The organism is Pantoea sp. Fr+CA_20 (genome assembly GCF_024520835.1).
In the GTDB taxonomy this organism is placed as follows: domain Bacteria; phylum Pseudomonadota; class Gammaproteobacteria; order Enterobacterales; family Enterobacteriaceae; genus Pantoea; species Pantoea allii.
The window spans coordinates 365,092-383,054 of sequence record NZ_JALNPN010000002.1 but is presented as its reverse complement, the minus strand read 5'-3'; the positions used below and the strand labels follow the sequence as shown (position 1 = coordinate 383,054).

Annotated in this window: 13 protein-coding genes and 1 tRNA gene; 11 read left to right on the top strand and 3 right to left on the bottom strand. The window is 53.4% G+C overall.

The window, feature by feature from the left end:
* Positions 1-478 precede the first annotated feature (478 nt).
* Together NR177_RS04195 and NR177_RS04190 are read right to left on the bottom strand one after the other, a co-directional pair.
* Positions 479-2,023, bottom strand: a complete 1,545-nt coding sequence (locus tag NR177_RS04195) for a methyl-accepting chemotaxis protein (RefSeq protein WP_256852346.1) — start codon at positions 2,021-2,023, stop codon at positions 479-481.
* Positions 2,024-3,172: 1,149 nt separating this feature from the next.
* The gene (locus NR177_RS04190; protein ID WP_256852395.1) at positions 3,173-3,430 is read right to left on the bottom strand and encodes a helix-turn-helix domain-containing protein; all 258 of its coding nucleotides are present in this window, start codon (positions 3,428-3,430) and stop codon (positions 3,173-3,175) included.
* A gap of 102 nt (positions 3,431-3,532) precedes the next feature.
* On the opposite strand from NR177_RS04190, the gene NR177_RS04185 reads away from it, so the two are divergent.
* Entirely contained in the window at positions 3,533-3,775 is a 243-nt protein-coding gene (locus NR177_RS04185; protein WP_256852345.1) for a helix-turn-helix transcriptional regulator, read from the top strand.
* Between the two features lie 54 nt (positions 3,776-3,829).
* Here the strand turns inward: NR177_RS04185 and NR177_RS04180 are convergent.
* Positions 3,830-3,905, bottom strand: a tRNA-Asn gene (locus tag NR177_RS04180).
* A 504-nt stretch (positions 3,906-4,409) separates the two neighbouring features.
* Between NR177_RS04180 and NR177_RS04175 the strand changes: the two genes are divergently transcribed.
* The 10 genes from NR177_RS04175 to NR177_RS04130 all read left to right on the top strand — a co-directional run bounded on the left by NR177_RS04175 (position 4,410) and on the right by NR177_RS04130 (position 17,951).
* Positions 4,410-5,333 (top strand): sugar ABC transporter substrate-binding protein, encoded by a 924-nt coding sequence (locus NR177_RS04175; protein ID WP_109717314.1) that lies wholly within the window; start codon positions 4,410-4,412, stop codon positions 5,331-5,333.
* Between the two features lie 31 nt (positions 5,334-5,364).
* Positions 5,365-6,849: a sugar ABC transporter ATP-binding protein gene (locus NR177_RS04170; RefSeq protein ID WP_109717313.1), complete on the top strand. Its 1,485-nt coding sequence runs from the start codon at positions 5,365-5,367 to the stop codon at positions 6,847-6,849.
* A 14-nt stretch (positions 6,850-6,863) separates the two neighbouring features.
* Positions 6,864-7,898 (top strand): ABC transporter permease, encoded by a 1,035-nt coding sequence (locus NR177_RS04165; protein WP_145394106.1) that lies wholly within the window; start codon positions 6,864-6,866, stop codon positions 7,896-7,898.
* Positions 7,899-8,687: 789 nt separating this feature from the next.
* Positions 8,688-9,605 carry a nitrogen assimilation transcriptional regulator NAC gene (gene nac, locus NR177_RS04160; RefSeq protein WP_063880109.1) on the top strand — a complete coding sequence of 306 codons (918 nt, stop codon included), beginning with the start codon at positions 8,688-8,690 and terminating at the stop codon, positions 9,603-9,605.
* 209 nt (positions 9,606-9,814) lie between these two features.
* Positions 9,815-10,774 carry an HTH-type transcriptional regulator Cbl gene (gene cbl, locus NR177_RS04155; RefSeq protein WP_096010770.1) on the top strand — a complete coding sequence of 320 codons (960 nt, stop codon included), beginning with the start codon at positions 9,815-9,817 and terminating at the stop codon, positions 10,772-10,774.
* A gap of 151 nt (positions 10,775-10,925) precedes the next feature.
* Complete coding sequence (locus tag NR177_RS04150; protein WP_063880107.1) at positions 10,926-12,383, top strand: NAD-dependent succinate-semialdehyde dehydrogenase; 1,458 nt, start codon at positions 10,926-10,928, stop codon at positions 12,381-12,383.
* A 354-nt stretch (positions 12,384-12,737) separates the two neighbouring features.
* Positions 12,738-14,207: an aldehyde dehydrogenase gene (locus NR177_RS04145; protein WP_145394104.1), complete on the top strand. Its 1,470-nt coding sequence runs from the start codon at positions 12,738-12,740 to the stop codon at positions 14,205-14,207.
* A gap of 32 nt (positions 14,208-14,239) precedes the next feature.
* Positions 14,240-14,908: a haloacid dehalogenase type II gene (locus NR177_RS04140; protein ID WP_063880105.1), complete on the top strand. Its 669-nt coding sequence runs from the start codon at positions 14,240-14,242 to the stop codon at positions 14,906-14,908.
* 10 nt (positions 14,909-14,918) lie between these two features.
* Positions 14,919-16,196 (top strand): FAD-binding oxidoreductase, encoded by a 1,278-nt coding sequence (locus NR177_RS04135; RefSeq protein WP_256852344.1) that lies wholly within the window; start codon positions 14,919-14,921, stop codon positions 16,194-16,196.
* Between the two features lie 147 nt (positions 16,197-16,343).
* On the top strand, positions 16,344-17,951 hold the full coding sequence (locus NR177_RS04130) for an ABC transporter substrate-binding protein (RefSeq protein ID WP_109717310.1): 1,608 nt from the start codon (positions 16,344-16,346) through the stop codon (positions 17,949-17,951).
* The last annotated feature ends 12 nt before the right edge of the window (positions 17,952-17,963 follow it).

Below are 17,963 nucleotides of genomic sequence, written 5' to 3'. Positions count from 1 at the left end.
GGCTGACTGTCGTCGCGTAAAGCCCGCGCCGGGAAACCCGGGCGGGTTTTATTCATGCTGGCCGCTGGCTGAGGTTGTCATTGTCTGTATACGCTGAAAGAACGAGCGGTTTAGCTACAAACCCTTGTCTGTTTAGATCATTAGCCTGACTACGTTTGGTGAACTATGCGACTGCCAGTGCCGATAACGTGCAGACATGATCCCTCGCTGACAGGCAACGTGCGGTTTCTGATTGAAGAGAAAGCGCCCAGCCTGTTGCAGTAAGCAGCGAACCTCTCAGAGATTCGCTGTGCAGAACTCACGCATAAGCAGGTTCGACAGGGTAAAACGTTGGCGACTTTAGGGGGATTCTTTTCAGACGTTCGCAATGAATGCGATAACGCCGCGCAGGAACCCATGATTCACAGTACTGCGGGTTGTGGCTGCATGTGAAGGCAAAGAAGAACACCCATTCGTCCATGCACCCGGCGATGAGTTCTCAGACACGAAATGCCTCCACCATGCCCCGCAGATCCTGTGCCTGCTCAGACAGCGAACGGGAGGCTGAAGACGACTCCTCCACCAGCGCCGCGTTGTTCTGCGTTACGCCGTCCATCTGGCTCACCGCCACGCTGACCTGTGAAATGCCCTGCATTTGCTCGGACGATGCCAGGGAGATGTTATCCATGGCCTCCGCCAGCTCGCCGACCATGCCAACAATCTTCATAATGCTTTGCCCGGTAGCGGAGGCGACGCACACGCCGCTTTCCACCTGATCAACGGCCTGTTCAATCAGCACCTTAATATCCCGTGCCGCCGTGGCACTGCGCTGCGCCAGCGTACGGACTTCGCCAGCCACCACGGCAAAGCCACGGCCTTGCTCACCGGCGCGTGCCGCCTCTACCGCCGCATTCAACGCCAGAATGTTGGTCTGGAACGCAATGCTTTCAATCACCGAGGTAATATCCCGGACTTTTGCGGCGCTGACGGAGATATCGTGCATCGTCTCCGACATTCGTTGTACGTCGGACTCACCCGAGCGGGCCAACTGTGCCGTCCCGCGAGCCGATTCAGCGGTCTGCTGAGCACCTGCGGTATTGCTCTTCACCGTGGCGGTCAGTTGCTCCATGCTGGCAGCGGTTTCCTGCAGGGCGGCGGCCTGCTGCTCGGTGCGGGATGACAGTTCGGTATTGCCTTGGGCGATTTCATCGGCGGCCAGCGCCACGGAGGCAGAGGCGTCTTTTATCTGCGAGACCAGACCGCGCAGTCTGGCCTGCATGCTGTCCAGTGAGGCCAGCAGGCTGGTGGTATCCTTGCTACGCAGCACAACGGTGGAACTCAGGTCTCCGGCCGCAATAGTAGCTGCCAGCGCCTGTGCCTGACCAGGTTCACCACCCAGCTGCCGCATCAGTTTCCTGCTAATAAACACACAAATTGCTGCTCCGGAAATGACGGTTGCAAGAATGAGCGCAATAAAGGTTTTAATAACGCGACTGGCGGAGTCATTACTTTTTACCGCCGTGTTTTCAGCAAACGCCCGCTGCATATCTGTTAGTTCATTCAGACTGGATATGAGAATTTGCTGAGGAGGACGAACAACATTTGTCAGATAAGCAGCAAGGCCATCCAGTTGCCTCTGCCTGCCCATGTTGGCAGCGGCGGCGAGTGTGGTGAGCGCAGCCTGTTCATTTTCCTGCACTTTCCTGAGCAGGCTAAGTTCCTTCTGGTTACTGTCTCTCTCGATCATGGCGGCAAGCTCAGTACGTTTCTGAGTATAAGCCGCTTTTTGGGTTTCAAAGCGCCCCCACTCATTCTCAATCGCTGATTTATCAGAAAAGAGAGCCATGTTCCTCACTTCAACAAGCATGTTTCTCAGGGCCGTACCTGCATCATTAGCCAGTGTGACTTTTTTGAGGTTGGTATTGACGATCTCATTAATATTCTGACGCGCTTCAAGCAGGTTGCTCATGGCAACCGCTGAGCTAATAACAAAAAGTAGGATTAAAAAGGCAAATCCTGCCGACAGTCGTGTCGATACCTTCATCTTTCTCTCCGGTTATGGTTTGTCGTACCCATGTTATTTTCGGCAGAGTGCTGATGAACCTAAGGGGCCGTTTTCACAAAGCGCAAAACAGCGCTTTTTTTAACGTCTGGTGATATCTCACTACGAGCTGACCCCATGACAGATACCGGTAAACGCGTAAGTTCACCTTAATAAATCAATTAAATTAAAGTGTTGTGCTGCGCATATTACGTCCTGTTGTGCCGACAACGCCTCTGTCTTATTTCTCTTTCAAAGGCATCGTTAATGATTAAAAACGTTTTCAGCCAGCCGCAGCGAGCATCCGCTGCTGTTACCGTCCTTTAGCCTGAAGAACATCGTCAAAAATGCCCGGCTGTCGCTCAACTGCCCGACCTTCTGGACAGTCAGCTACCTCTGGCACCTGAATCGTTTTGGATGCGTGAGGGAGAAAGAAATACCCGAAGCACGCCGTTGGGGATCTCGCGGGACGCGCCGTTCAACTTTGGCAACGACGGTCAGAAGAACTATACGCTGGCAGCTCTCTGTTCACTGTTACATCAAAAGGATAAAGGCCACTTCATACACCTTTTACGAGATGCTCATGGGACAGACCTCATGGAGGAAAGCCGGCAAAAAAGGTTTCATTTCAGGATAGCAAATATACGGGTTCCGGGCTTAAACACGTCGTGAACGCAGCCGGACGGCTTGACTCAGAGAATGATGGGCAGGTTACTGAATATTCACAATGAGGTTGCGCGTCAGGCTGACTATGACATCGCCATGACGCGTTAAGCTTTCTCGTGAAATGCGCAATGACGAGCTGTGTGACCTGCAGATTATTGATGGTAATCCTTTACATCCCAATAAGGTTTTCTGGTCGTCACCGCCGTTCAGAACACGGTTGGGCTTTGAAACGGATGAGGCATTCCCAGAGGCTATTGAAGGGTGTGCAGCCCGTCTGCACCCTGATATTCCACCCGGTTCTTTCATCATCAATTGCCATGTGGCGCGACCAGCGTACCCGTTCTGATTTTTCAGGCGATTGAAAAGGCCAGTGACAGGCACACCACCCGTATTTTCTGTGTCGCGTACCTTGCGTCGGTCCTGGCACCAGGTAGCCTTCTTCATTCAGTAAAATGGCGTAGCCGTAATGAACGCCAGCCCGGCCTCTCAATTCTGTTTCAGCGTTATTTTTCGTTTCGGCACTATCTCCTCCAGAAGCGGCGCAGGCTCAATCCCCAGCAGGTGTGCCACATGGACGAACTCGATCACATCTAATCGCCGCTCACCACTTTCAATCTTAGCGATAAAGGATTGGGGTTTATTGAGCGCATCCGCCAGCCGCTGCTGGGTAATGCCTTTCGCTACTCTTGCATCACGTAATGCTTTAACAACGCGTTGATATTCTTCTGTATAGATAGTCGACATCGTTTTATCTCGATCTTTATCCCAAAATCGAATATCTCGCGCTGGTTGATTTATCCCAAAATGGGATAATGCGATGCGTTTGCATAACGAGGAGTGAATAAGATGGAACATCAGGACTGGCATCCGGCAGATATCATCGCGGGAATAAAGAAACAAGGTACATCGCTGGCAGCACTGTCGCGCAAGGCGGGTTTGGCCTCATCCACATTGGCCAATGCACTCACGCGGCCCTGGCCGAAAGGGGAAAGCATTATTGCGGCTGCGTTAGGGGTTAAACCGGAACAGATTTGGCCATCGCGCTATTCCCATGCAGCCCGTCTTACCGGGCGACGCCACAAACGCTAACCCCCAGCAAGCAAAAAGCCCGCTCAGGTTTCCCTGAGCGGGCTTTTCAAAATCTGGCTCCTCTGACTGGACTCGAACCAGTGACATACGGATTAACAGTCCGCCGTTCTACCGACTGAACTACAGAGGAATTGTTGGAACGGGGCGAATAGTAGCGGCGTCAGTTCGGGATGTCAAAGCACTCTTTCATCGTTTGCGTTCAAGTGCTCGTAAAAGCAGCGCTTTGGCGAATATCAGACACATTCGCTTGCTTTTCAAACTGCTAACAGGATCTCACTTTAAACCCATTTCTCAGTAGATGTTAGACGCATGTCAAAGTTTTGTTATTTGACGATATCAAAACACTTGTTTCAGTGCTTTTATGATAAAAATTTCAAAAACAAAATATATGGAATAAATAAACTGCTCGGCGCGGGAAAGTGGGATGGACGTGCCAGCGCAAAGAGGATGCCTCATCCTTAGTTAGTAAAATCATGTAGATAAGAAAAGTAATGGTGGATTGAAAAAAAAGCATTAACGGAGTTGCCTTACCTCAAATTTTCCATAAAAACGCCAGCGAAGCGGTTCGAATGTAAAAAATATTTTTCATTCAAAGCGTTATTCGCTAGCAAGTTAACAAATAAGAAGGGTCCCTATGAACATCAAAAAAACGATTGTTGCCTCACTGTTAGCCTGCATGTTACCCGCCGCCGCAATGGCAAAAGATATTTCCGTTGGCGTTTCAATGGCGTTGTTTGATGACAACTTTCTGACGATTGTGCGTACCGCCATGCAAAAAGAAATGCAAAAAGATGGCGTGAAAGGTCAGGTTGAAGATGCCAAAGGCGATGTGGCCCAGCAGCTCCAGCAGGTACAAAATTTTATTGGTCAGGGCGTGGACGTCATCATCGTTAACCCGGTAGACACGAACGCCGTGAAACCCATCATCGATCAGGTAACCAAAGCCGGAGTGGCGCTGGTGTTTGTTAACCGTAAACCTCAGGCCCAGTTAGGCGACAAGATGGCGTATGTGGGCTCTGACTCCGAGCTGGCGGGACGTCTGCAGATGGAAGCGTTGGCGAAAGCCATGAACGGCAAAGGCAATGTGGCGATTCTGCTGGGCGATCTGGCTAATGAAGCCACGCGTGAACGTACCAAAGGCGTTGAAGCCGTGGTCGCCAAATACCCAAATATTAAAGTGGTACAAAAACAAACGGCCAAATTTACCCGTAACGATGCGGTAGATGTCGTAAGTAACTGGATGACCGCTGGCGATGATATCAATGCCATCGCGTCAAACAACGATGAAATGGCGATTGGCGCCATTCAGGCATTAGGCAAGAACGATAAACACATTCTGGTAGCAGGCGTGGATGGCACACCGGATGCGTTGCAGATGATCAAGAACGGCAAGATGGTGGCCAGCGTATTCCAGGATGCTAAAGGCCAGGGTGAAGGCGCTGTTCAGACCGCCATCAAGCTGGCTAACGGTGAGAAAGTGCAGAAAATTGTGGATATCCCCTTCCAGCTGATCACCAAAGACAACTACACCAAATACGTTGGCATGAACCAAAAATAAACGTCCCGAACCTGTTGTACGGAGGTGATGTATGACCGCTTTTGCGCTTGAAGCCGAAGGCATCAGCAAGTTCTTTCCAGGCGTTAAGGCACTGAACAATGTGTCACTGCGCGTACGTTCTGGAACGGTACATGCCTTGATGGGTGAAAATGGCGCGGGCAAATCCACTTTAATGAAGTGCCTGATCGGGATATATCGTCCCGATCAGGGCACCATTAAGATTAAAGGGGAGCCAGTGCAATTCAGGGACACCATGGATGCGTTACGGTCCGGTATTTCTATGATCCATCAGGAACTGAATCTGGTGCCGCACATGACCGTGGCTGAAAATATCTGGCTTGGACGGGAGCCGGTTAAATTTGGCTTTGTCGACCATGCTCAGTTGAATAAAGAAACCCAGGCGCTGCTAAACCGGCTGAATATTAAACTGAAAGCCGACAGCATGGTGGGCGAGCTGAGTATTGCCTCGCAGCAGATGGTAGAGATTGCCAAGGCGGTATCCTGGAATTCCGACATTGTCATTATGGACGAACCCACCTCCGCCTTAACGGAAACTGAAGTCGCGCATTTATTTACCATCATTCGCGATCTGCGCCAGCAGGGGAAAGCCATCATCTATATCAGCCACAAAATGGATGAGATCTTTGCCATCACGGATGAGATTAGTATTTTCCGTGATGGTAACTGGGTCGGCAGCGACATCACCAGTGAATATACGCGCCAGTCGCTGATTACCAAGATGGTTGGACGTGAGCTGACACAGCTGTTCCCCAAATTCAACAATGCCATTGGTGAAGAGGTGCTGACGGTACGTAACCTCACCTGTAAAGACCGGTTTTCTGAGGTGAGTTTTAGCGTACGTCGTGGCGAAATCCTTGGCGTTGCCGGGCTGGTCGGGGCAGGGCGCAGCGAGGTGATGGAAACCCTGTTTGGTATGACGCATTTTGACAGCGGTGAAATCCTGATTGATGGCGTACCAGTCACTATCGACTCGCCGTCTGCCGCGATTGAAAAAGGCATGGCGTTTCTGACTGAAGATCGTAAGAAGTCTGGGCTGTTTTTAGTGTTGTCGGTGTTAGAGAACATGAGCATCGTCAACATGCCTGAATACAGCGGTAAAAGCGGTTTTGTCAGCCATGTCAAAATGGCCCAGGACTGCATGGATCAAATTCGCCGCCTGAACATCAAAACCCCAACCATGGATCAAATCATCAATAACCTGAGCGGGGGAAATCAGCAGAAAGTGCTTATCGCTCGCTGGCTGCTGGCCCAACCGAAAATCCTGATCCTGGATGAGCCAACGCGAGGAATCGATGTAGGGGCAAAAGCCGAAATTTACCGTTTGATCAGTGAGCTTGCCAACCGTGGAGTCGCCATCATTATGGTGTCGTCAGAGCTGCCGGAGATTCTGGGCATGAGCGACCGTATAATGGTGATGCATGGCGGGCGCATTACCGGCATCCTCAATAAAGAAGAAGCCGACCAGGAAACTATTTTGTCGTTAGCATCCGAATGAGGCGCGAAACCACTATGAGTAACACAAAAGTCACGGCCGCTCAGGCTCCTCAACAACAACCCTCGTTTCTGTCGACCTTGCGCCATCGCATGCCAAAGGACACCGGCATCTTTGTGGTGATGGTGGGGATTGCCCTGGTTTTTGAAATGTTCGGCTGGTATGTGCGCGATCAGTCCTTTTTACTCAATCCTAACCGCCTGGTGTTGATCGTCCTGCAGGTTGCTATCATCGGCATCATTGCCGTGGGTGTGACGCAGGTGATCATTACGACCGGTATCGACCTTTCTTCCGGTTCGGTGATTGCGCTAACCGCAGTGGTGGCTGCCAGCCTGGCGCAAACGTCAGACAGTCTCACGCCGATGTTCCCGTCGCTGGTTAATATGCCTGCGGTTGTACCTATTGGTGCCGGTATCGGGGTCGGTTTATTGTGCGGGTTGATCAATGGCGTCTTAATTACCCGTACCGGTATCCCGCCGTTTATTGCCACCTTGGGTATGATGGTCTCCGCGCGCGGTCTGGCGCAGTATTACACCCAGGGCAACCCCATCAGTTTTCTGTCCGATGGATTCACCTCTATTGGTCAGGGTGCTATGCCGGTGGTGATTTTCCTGGTTGTGGCGCTGGTGTTTCACGTTGCGCTGAAACATACCCGCTACGGCAAATATGTTTATGCCATCGGCGGCAATATGACTTCGGCCAAAGTGTCCGGCATTAACGTCAATAAATACCTGATCATCGTTTACACCATCGCGGGGGCGCTGTCAGGCCTGGCGGGTGTGGTGCTGGCGGCACGCGTCAGCAGCGGCCAGTCAAGCATGGGCGTGGGCTACGAACTGGATGCAATTGCCGCAGCGGTCATCGGCGGCAGCAGCCTGATGGGCGGCGTGGGTCGTATTACCGGCACGCTGATTGGTGCGGTGATTCTTGGTCTGATTAAAAGCGGATTCACCTTTGTTGGGGTGGATGCGTATATCCAGGATATCATCAAAGGCATCATCATCGTCGCCGCAGTTACCATCGATATGCGACGCAATCGCGCCAAACGCTAATACGCTGCCGCCTTTGCGCCGTAGCGGCGTTGGCACCAGGCGCTTATCCCAGTCACATAGTTAACTATGCTCCTGGGCCTAAGCGCCTGGCGCCGCCTTGCTACAACACAAATGCGTTTGCGTATTCGCGCTTTGCTGGCTGAGGTGAACAAGAGACAGCAAAACTAAAAAGCTTTTTACCGAAATCCCGTGGGGGTTTTCTCTGGTGCCAGAGGATATCTGCCTTGCTACAACACAAATGCGTTTGCGTATTCGCCTTTCTGACCTTTTAAAAAAACGTGAGTATATTTAGCGTTATAGGTGGGAAGACGTTTCGAATCGATCAACCACTCAGGCAATAACGTGTTTCTCCTCAGCCAACAGTCTTAAACTTTCACGCAGCAACGCAGCAACGCAGCAACGCAGCAACGCAGCAACGCAGCAACGCAGCAACGCAGCAACGCAGCAACGCAGCAACGCCTCTCTCTTTCTGCTTTTCCTCCTGCATAACCGGGCCGGGCGTTGGCACGTCGATAACCTTTGCTGGCACAGGGCCGACGCTGCACGCTGGTTTGACATATTGCGCACTGTTGCGGTGCAGCTCACCTCGCGTCGCCGCCTGAATACGGCGGTGCTCCCAGACTTACCTCTTTGGAGGTACAGATAAACGCTGTTTATTCTGATGCTTAGCAATTATTTCCCGACATGTTTCGCGATCTGAATAAACCTGGTCTGCATATTGCAATTCCCTCTTATGCAAGCTGGTTGACAGAGACCAGCCAGACACCTTGACGTAGCAACGGAGGCAAGATGAATTTAAGACGGCTGAAATATTTTGTGAAAATCGTCGATATCGGTAGCCTGACGCGGGCAGCCGAAGTGCTGCATATTGCTCAGCCTGCATTGAGCCAGCAGGTTGCTACGCTTGAAGGTGAGTTGGAACAGCAGCTTCTCAACCGCACCAAGCGCGGTGTTACGCCGACGGAAGCCGGGAAATTACTCTACAGCCATGCGCGCGTTATTCTGCGGCAGTGCGAACTGGCACAGTCAGCAGTGATGAATGCGGGTGAGGTGGTCAACGGGCAGGTGTCGATTGGCCTGGCACCGGGAACGGCGGCCTCAGCCTTAACTATGCCGCTGCTGCAAACCGTACGGGAACAGTATCCCGATATCATGGTTTATCTGCATGAAAACAGCAGCAGTGCGCTAAACGAAAACATCATCAACGGTCAGTTGGATATGGCCGTGCTGTATGACCGTGCGCCGACGGCAGGCATTAACAGTGTGCCGTTGCTGAAAGAAGATCTGTATCTGGTGGGCACCACGGCCTGTCCGGGGACCAACGTGGATCTGGCCGACGTGGCGCAGATGAGCCTGTTTCTGCCACGCGACTACAGCGCTGTGCGCCAGCGGGTCGATGAGGCGTTTTCACTGCGTCGCCTGAGTGCGCGCATTATTGGCGAAATAGAGTCGCTTTCTACCCTCACCGCCGCCATATCAAGCGGAATGGGTGTGACCGTGTTGCCGGAGTCGGCTGCCCGGGCGCTGGTGGGATCAACCCAGGCGTGGATGGCGCGCATTACCAGTCCGACCATCAGCCTGCCGTTGTCGCTGAACCTGTCGCACCGTTTACCTTTATCGCCGCCTGCGCAGGCCGTTAAAAATATCCTGCTGTCGCTGCTTAACAAGCCGCTGACGGAAAAACGCGAACTCACGCTGGTCAGCTGACGCTCATCCTTGTTGATCTGTCTGTAAAGCAGGGCGCGGAGACATCGCGCCACTGCCCCTTCTCTGGCTGTCCTCCCTGATGTGATTCATTCCTTCCTGCTGCCTGTCATATGCTTTAAATGCATAAATAAAACTTTTTTAGTATTTCCTGTTATCGATAATCCTTTTTACCCTCTGATTATCAGATTGTGTAAAGAGAGGTAAAGGGTGTGAATTTCCAGCAACTTAAAATTATTCGCGAAGCCGCGCGGCGGGAGTTCAACCTGACAGAGGTGGCAAGCACCCTGTTTACGTCACAATCGGGCGTCAGTCGCCATATCCGCGATCTGGAAGATGAGCTTGGCGTCGAAATTTTTATCCGGCGCGGCAAGCGACTGCTCGGTATGACAGAGCCGGGTAAGGCGTTGTTAACCATCGCTGAGCGAATTCTGGACGAAGCCGGTAAAGTCCGTCGTCTGGCGGACGTTTTCACCAATGAATCCAGCGGTATTCTTTCCATCGCAACCACCCATACTCAGGCCCGATACAGTCTGCCGCCGGTTATCAAGGCGTTCCGCCAGCTTTATCCCAATGTCCGCCTCGAACTCAACCAGGGATCGCCGCAGGAAATCGTAAATATGCTGCTGGCAGGAGAGGTGGATGTCGGCATTGCCAGTGAAATGCTGGTGAACAACGGCAGTCTGGCGGCATTTCCGTGGTTCAGCTGGCATCATGCTTTGCTGGTGCCGCACGATCATGACCTCGTTCAGCAGCAACCGGTATCACTGAATGCGCTGAGCCACCATCCTCTTATTACCTATCGTCAGGGCATTACCGGACGCTCGCGCGTGGACAGGGCCTTTCAGGGCGCAGGTTTAAAACCGGACATCGTGCTCAGCGCCCAGGATTCCGATGTGGTGAAAACCTATGTCAAACTTGGTCTCGGAGTCGGTATCCTGGCCGATCAGGCCTGTGAAACCGAGCCGGGCGGAGAGCTGGTCAGGCTGGATGCCACGCACCTGTTTGACGCCAACACGGTATGGCTGGGCCTGAAACGGGGACAGCTACAGCGCAACTACGTCTGGCAATTTCTTGAGCTGTGCAACGCCAACCTGTCGCTTGAAGAGATCAAAAAGCAGGCGCTTTCATCAGCGGGTGATGATGAACCTGTGATCGATTTTCAGATTTAATGCTCAGGGACATCGGGCTGCATATCGTGACGGCATAAAATTTTTTTTCTGCCGTAAATCCTCTCAGCGAACGCTTTCTGGCTGGCAATAACAACATCCTGCGCTTCCCCCCACCCGATAAAGTGGAAAGATCTGAACAAAGGGGGATGGGATGTCACGTATACAACTAAACGATCACACGCTGCTGCGCCAACAGGCGCTGTTCGCGGGCCAATGGCAGAATGGCTATCAGGGCGAAACCTTGCCGGTTATCGACCCGGCCACCGGCGACACGCTGGCCACCATTCCGGCGCTGGGCCGTGAGGAAACCGAGGCGGCAATTAACCATGCGGAGTCGGTGCGTCATGAATGGGCAAAAACGCCTAATGCCACGCGTGCCGGGCTGCTGGAGAAGTGGTACCAGCTTATTATCGATAACGCGGACGATCTTGCCATCATCATGACGGCCGAACAGGGCAAGCCGCTGGCGGAAGCGAAAGGCGAAGTGCTGTACGGTGCCAGTTTCGTCAAATGGTTTGCCGAAGAGGCACGTCGCATTTATGGCGATACCATTCCTGCTCCCACCTCAGACCGCAGAATTATCGTGTTGAAACAGCCGGTCGGTGTGGCGGCAGCGATCACACCCTGGAACTTCCCTATCGCCATGATTACCCGCAAGGTGGCTCCGGCGCTGGCGGCGGGTTGCCCCATTATCGTTAAACCCTCCGACCTGACGCCGCTCTCCGCGCTGGCGCTGGCGGTACTGGCCGAGCGCGCCGGTTTTCCGTCCGGTGTCTTGCAGGTGGTCACCGGTATGCCGACGGAAATTGGTGCCGCGCTGACCGAAAGCCGCCTTGTCCGTAAGATCTCTTTTACCGGTTCAACTCGCGTGGGTCAGTTACTCATGAAGCAGTGCGCTGACAGCATAAAACGCCTGAGTCTGGAGCTGGGGGGAAATGCGCCGTTAATCGTTTTCGATGACGCCGACATTGAGATTGCGGTGGCGGGCGTAATGACCAGCAAGTTCCGTAACGCCGGGCAAACCTGCGTCTGCGCCAACCGGATTCTGGTTCAGCGCAACATCTATGACCGCTTTTCCGCCCGTCTGCTGGAGGCCGTTGCTACCCTGAAGGTGGGTGACGGATTTGCAGCCGGAAGCACCATCGGGCCGCTAATCAATACCGGGGCGGTCGAAAAGGTGAATGCGCACATCGACGATGCCTTACAAAAAGGGGCGACGCTGTTAACAGGCGGCATCAGCAATGGAACGGGCACCTGGGTTCAGCCTACCGTGCTCGGTCAGGTCACGCGTGAGATGCGTATTGCCCAGGAAGAAACCTTTGGCCCCGTGGCGCCGCTGTTTATCTTCGATGATGAAGAGCAGGCACTGGCGATGGCAAATGACACACCTTATGGACTGGGCGCTTACTTCTTTACCGAGAATATTCGTCGTGCCTGGCGGGTAGCGGAAGCGCTGGAATTTGGCATGGTCGGTTTTAATACCGGCGTAATCTCTTTAGAAGTCGCTCCTTTTGGTGGGGTAAAATTATCCGGTATTGGTCGTGAAGGTTCACGTTACGGAATTGATGAATATCTGGAGCAAAAAACTTTCCATCTCGGCAGCCTGTAATTTAAAACGGTAGTCATAAATGTACGCGCCAGCATAAGCACTCTGCTGGCGCTTTTTTTTGTGCGCCAGATCTAAGTTTTCCTTCAATTCTCCTTTTTAGTGCAAGTTTCATGCGCAATGCACCAAAGCAATGCGGCTTTTTTGTGAGGTAAATCATCTGTTTAAGGCTTCGGCAATTCCGCAATAAATCCGTCATTAATACGGCAGAAAAATTTTTTTGCGTGGTTTTAAACGCATTTTAATTTTCTTAACGGCTGGCATACTTTCTGCATTACCTAATTAATATTTCAGAAAAGCATTGCCGAAATTTAACCAAACCAGCGTGTGACGGCTGTAACAAATAAGGATTCTTCCATGTTGAGTTTCGACCCGGAAAGCGTGCAACTCCCGTTGGGCCATTATATCGGCGGGAAACATGTGCAAACACAAGGCGAATCTTTTGCCGTCAAACGCCCCTCAGATGGTCACGTCTTTGCCACTCTGCATGAAGCGCAGGCCGAGGACGTTGACCATGCCGTCATGACGGCCCATCAGGCATTAAAAACCAGCGGCTGGTCAGGCTGTGCACCCCGTGAACGCGGTCGGATAATGCGTCGCTGGGCCGATTTAATTGAGCAGGATCGGCTGCTGGCCCAGCTTGAAGCGTTGGGCTCGACGCGTCCGATTGCTGACGTGATACAGCATGAAATTCCTTTCACTGCCGAAGCCATCCGTTTCTATGCCGAATGCGCGGACAAATACAGCGGTGACCTGTTCCCCACCCGTGAAAACAGCCTGGGGATGTTGATTGCAGAACCCTATGGGGTGATCGGTGCCATTACGCCCTGGAATTTTCCATTGTCGATGGCCTCGTGGAAGTGCGGACCGGCACTGGCTGCGGGGAATGCCGTGGTACTCAAGCCGTCAGAACTGACGCCGCTTTCTACCGTACGCATGGCAGAACTGGCGGTCCAGGCCGGTTTGCCCGCCGGTATCCTCAATATTGTACAGGGCAGTGGGGCCGTAACGGGCAGTGCGCTCGTCAGGCATCCTCTGGTCCGTAAGGTCTCCTTTACCGGCTCAACCCTGACCGGCGCGCGCATTATGAGCGATGCGGCGCAGTTCGGCATGAAACCGGTGACGCTGGAGCTGGGTGGAAAAAGTCCACAACTGGTCTTTGATGATGCGGGTGATATTGAGGTGCTGGCGCAGCGTATTCTGCGCGGCTTTACCGCCAATGGCGGTCAGGCCTGCGTAGCGGGTACGCGCTTAATCGTGCAGCGCGGCATTGCCGATGCGCTCACGGCGCGACTGACGACATTGTGCCGTGAGGTTAAACCCGGCGTCACCTGGCAGGAAACCAGTCGTTATGCGCCGCTGATTGATGCACGCCAGGGCAATAAAGTGCGTTCGGTGATTGAAGAAGCCAAAGCCCTGGGCGCAGAAGTGCTGGTGGGCGGCGAACGCTTTGCGGATACCGATGAGGGCTGGTTCTGGCAGCCCACGCTGTTAAGCCAGGTTAAGCCTGATAACCCGGCGGTTCAGCAGGAAATTTTTGGTCCGGTGCTGACGATTCAGACCTTCGATGAGGAAGAGCAGGGGCTGGCACTGGCGGCACATGACACGTATGGCCTGTGCGCGGGCGTGCATACGCTGAGTCTGCCCCGGGCGATGCGGGCGATACGCGCGATTGAAGCCGGTACCGTCTGGGTCAACCGCTACGGTCGCTCTGGCGATTTTATTATCCCTACCGGCGGCTTTCTGGGATCGGGTATTGGCAAAGATTTGGGTCGCCAGGCCTTCCAGGCCTGCCAGCGCCAGAAAAGTGTACTGATCGATTTTTAAGCACCACACCTGACAATAACGAGGTTAATTCAATGGCACTGTTTAAACCCAAATTCATCACATTTGATTGTTACGGCACGCTGATTTTTTTTGACATGGCCGGTGCGGCTAAACGCTGTTTCGCCGATCGTGTCGACGCAGAAGCGCTGGACGCCTTTGTGACTGATTTTTCCAGCTACCGTCTGGACGAAGTCATGGGTGCATGGAAACCCTATTACGATGTCGTCAGCAATGCTATTCAGCGCACCTGCAAAAAGTGGGGCGTGAAATGGCAACAGGCAGACAGCGATTTTATTTACGCTGACTGCGCCACCTGGGGCCCGCATCCTGATGTGCCCGCTGGCTTAGCCAAAGTGGCAAAAGAATTCCCGCTGGTGCTGTTGACTAACTCGATGAATGACCTGATTCCTCATCATATTCCTCGCCTGGGCGCACCGATCCATATGACGATCACGGCGGAAGAGGCCGGTGCCTACAAACCGCATATGAAAGGTTTTGAATACATGCTGGAAAAACTGGACTGCCGTCCGGACGAGATCCTGCATGTGTCATCCAGTTTCCGTTATGACCTGATGACCGCCCACGACCTCGGCATTAAGCATAAGGTCTGGGTCAACCGCGGCCATGAACCGGCTAATCCGTATTATCAATACACCGAAGTTAAAGACATTGGCGGCCTGCCTGGCGTCGTCGGTCTTTGAGGACATCGACATGAAACTGGAATCGTACTGGCAAGCCACCGCCCCGTCGTTCAGCGCTGCCGCGCCGGGGCCGTTGCCGTCACAGGCGGATGTGGTGGTGATAGGCGCTGGCTTTACCGGTGTGTCTGCGGCGCTGACGCTGGCGCGAAACGGTATCAATGTTGTGGTGCTGGATAGCGGAGAAGTGATGAGTCAGGCCTCGTCGCGCAACGGCGGTCACTGCAATACCGGCGTGGCGCAAAACTTTGCCTCGCTGGTTGCCAGCCAGGGACTTGAACAGGCCAGTCGCTTCTATCGGGCGTTTGATGATGCGGTTACCTATGTCGAGCAGTTGGTGAAGGACGAGCAGATTCACTGCGATTTTCGGTGGTGCGGCAAACTCAAGCTGGCCAGTAAAGCCTCGCATTTTGCCGGACTGCAGGACGCCTTCACGTTGATGCGGCGCACGGTGGACCCCGATATCCAGTTACTGAGTAAAGATGAGGTTCAGCGTGAGATCGGCAGTAGCGATTTTCACGGTGGATTGCTGCAACAGCGCGGCGGTCAGATGCACATGGGCAAGTTTGGTGTGGGCCTGGCCGAAGCCGCGGCACGCAGCGGCGCAAAAATTTATCCCCACCATCACGTCACTCAACTGGAACGCCTTGACGGTTATCGCCACCGGGTGGTGACCAGCAAGGGTGAAATCCAGGCAGACAAAGTGCTGATGGCAACGGGCTGCTCCAGTGAAGGTCCGTTTCCATGGTTCCAGCGTCGTATCGTGCCGGTAGGCAGCTTTATCGTTGTCACTGAGCCGCTGGATGATGGGCTCATCCGTACCTTGCTGCCGGAGGATCGTAACTACGTTACCTCCATGAATATTGGTAACTACTTCCGCACCACGGCGGACCGCCGTCTGGTCTTTGGTGGACGCGCGCGCTTTGCCATCAGCAATCCGACCTCGGACTCACGCAGCGGCGAGATATTGCATGCTGCAATGGCGAAGATGTTTCCGAAGCTGGCTAACACCCAAATTGATTACTGCTGGGGTGGCATGGTGGATATGACGGCCGATCGCCTGCCGCACGCCGGCGAACAGGACGGCATATTTTATTCGCTGGGTTACAGCGGTCATGGCACCCAGATGTCGGTATGGATGGGCCGCGTGATGGCCGATCTGTTAAGTGAGAAAGTCCGGGACAACCCCTGGCAGCGTCAGACATGGCCTGCACTGCCGGGCTATCACGGAAAACCGTGGTTTTTGCCCCTTGCCGGGCTCTACTACAAAGCAAAGGATCGCCTTTCGTAAATTCACATTGTTTTTCAGGCCGTTGCGGAGTTGTTGTGTTTGCCGAAAGCGACCAACAGCCCGCCGCGGATGGGCAATGCAGCATGCGCCGTCTGAATAACGCAGGGAATTTTCCATGTTCGCTCGAACACGTAATGAGGTGTACAGATGAGTAAAATTGATAATAAAGAATCTGACGTAACCAATCCTGCTCTGACGCGGATGATCACTGAAGGCACATTGTCCCGTCGCAGTTTAATGAAGCTACTCTCCGCCGGTGCGGTGATGAGCACGGGACTGATTGGCTTCCCCGGCATGGCGCTGGCGGAAAGCAAACCCGTACAGGGCGGGAAACTGCGTGTCGGGATGTCTAACGCGTCTGCAACCGATACGCTGGACCCGGCAAAAGGCAGTAACAGCGCCGACTACACGCGCCAGTTTATGTTTTACAGCTGTCTGACCGAGGTCGACAAGGCGATGTCCGTTAAGCCCGGCCTGGCAGAGTCGGTTGATTCTGACGACGGCATCACCTGGAGCATTAAACTGCGCAAAGGTGTTACCTTCCACGACGGTAAACCTTTTACCGCGAAGGATGTGATTTTCTCGCTTAATCGTCATAAAGATCCTGCCGTTGCCTCCAGCGCATTCAAGCTTGCTGAACAGTTCAAGACCATCACTGCCGTCAACGATAATGAAGTGCAGCTTGTCCTTGTGGCTCCTAACTTTGATCTTCCCTACATGCTGACCACGTCTCCCTTCCTGATTGTTCAGGATGGCACCAAAGATTTCAGCAAAGGGATCGGCACCGGCCCCTTCGTATGCAAGAGCTTTACGCCTGGCGTGAATACCGTGGGCACCAAAAACCCGAACTACTTTAAACCGGGCCTGCCGCATCTGGACGAAGTGGAGCTGCTTGGCGTTACCGATCAGGCTGCCCGCGTCAACGCCCTGCTGTCTGGCGATATCCAGGTGGCCTCGGGCCTGAAAGCCTCAGACAGTATGCGCATTGGTCATACGACGGATCACGCGGTGCTTGAAACCAAGGGCGGCATGTATACCAACCTGATCATCCGTACCGATATCAAACCCGGCAGCAACCCAGATTTCGTGCTGGCGATGAAATACCTGCAGCCAAGAGAAATCATCGTGAAAACGGTGCTGCAGGGCTTTGGCGATATCAGTAATGACACGCCGGTTCCGCCGTGGCATCCGCTGTTTAACGCCGATCTTAAACCGCGTCCGCTCGATCCTGAAAAAGCCAAGTTTTACATCAACAAAGCGGGCATGACCGGACAGTCGATAGAAATTATTACCACGCCGCCGCTGGAAGGCGCGACGGAAGGGGCGCAGCTCATCCAGCAGGTCGGGCGCAACGCAGGGCTTAACGTTAACGTGCGGCGCGTGCCATATGAAGGCTACTGGGGAACACACTGGACGAAAGATCCGGTGGGCTACGGCTCGATCAACCCGCGCCCAACGCTGGATATGCTGTTCTCCCAGTTCTACCTGTCAAGCTCCTCCACGAACGAGAGCGGCTGGAAAAATCCCCAGTTTGACCAGTTGGTGATTGCGGCACGCGGTGAGCGTGATAAAGCCAAACGCAAGCAGATGTACGGTGATATGCAAACCCTGATCTATGACCACTGCGGTACGCTCATCCCGGCATTTATCAGTTCAATGGATGGCTACAGCAAGAAGGTTAACGGCCTTGAGGCCTGGCCATCGGGCATGCTAATGGGCTATCGCTTCCATGAGTTTGCCTGGCTTTCAGCCTGATAATCGTCTGAC

What these genes read in the sequence shown, in the direction of transcription:
- NR177_RS04195 (WP_256852346.1), bottom strand. Translation starts at nt 2,023, where the DNA reads ATGAAGGTATCGACACGACTGTCGGCAGGATTTGCCTTTTTAATCCTA.
- NR177_RS04190 (WP_256852395.1), bottom strand. Translation starts at nt 3,430, where the DNA reads ATGTCGACTATCTATACAGAAGAATATCAACGCGTTGTTAAAGCATTA.
- NR177_RS04185 (WP_256852345.1), top strand. Translation starts at nt 3,533, where the DNA reads ATGGAACATCAGGACTGGCATCCGGCAGATATCATCGCGGGAATAAAG.
- NR177_RS04175 (WP_109717314.1), top strand. Translation starts at nt 4,410, where the DNA reads ATGAACATCAAAAAAACGATTGTTGCCTCACTGTTAGCCTGCATGTTA.
- NR177_RS04170 (WP_109717313.1), top strand. Translation starts at nt 5,365, where the DNA reads ATGACCGCTTTTGCGCTTGAAGCCGAAGGCATCAGCAAGTTCTTTCCA.
- NR177_RS04165 (WP_145394106.1), top strand. Translation starts at nt 6,864, where the DNA reads ATGAGTAACACAAAAGTCACGGCCGCTCAGGCTCCTCAACAACAACCC.
- nac (WP_063880109.1), top strand. Translation starts at nt 8,688, where the DNA reads ATGAATTTAAGACGGCTGAAATATTTTGTGAAAATCGTCGATATCGGT.
- NR177_RS04150 (WP_063880107.1), top strand. Translation starts at nt 10,926, where the DNA reads ATGTCACGTATACAACTAAACGATCACACGCTGCTGCGCCAACAGGCG.
- NR177_RS04145 (WP_145394104.1), top strand. Translation starts at nt 12,738, where the DNA reads ATGTTGAGTTTCGACCCGGAAAGCGTGCAACTCCCGTTGGGCCATTAT.
- NR177_RS04140 (WP_063880105.1), top strand. Translation starts at nt 14,240, where the DNA reads ATGGCACTGTTTAAACCCAAATTCATCACATTTGATTGTTACGGCACG.
- NR177_RS04135 (WP_256852344.1), top strand. Translation starts at nt 14,919, where the DNA reads ATGAAACTGGAATCGTACTGGCAAGCCACCGCCCCGTCGTTCAGCGCT.
- NR177_RS04130 (WP_109717310.1), top strand. Translation starts at nt 16,344, where the DNA reads ATGAGTAAAATTGATAATAAAGAATCTGACGTAACCAATCCTGCTCTG.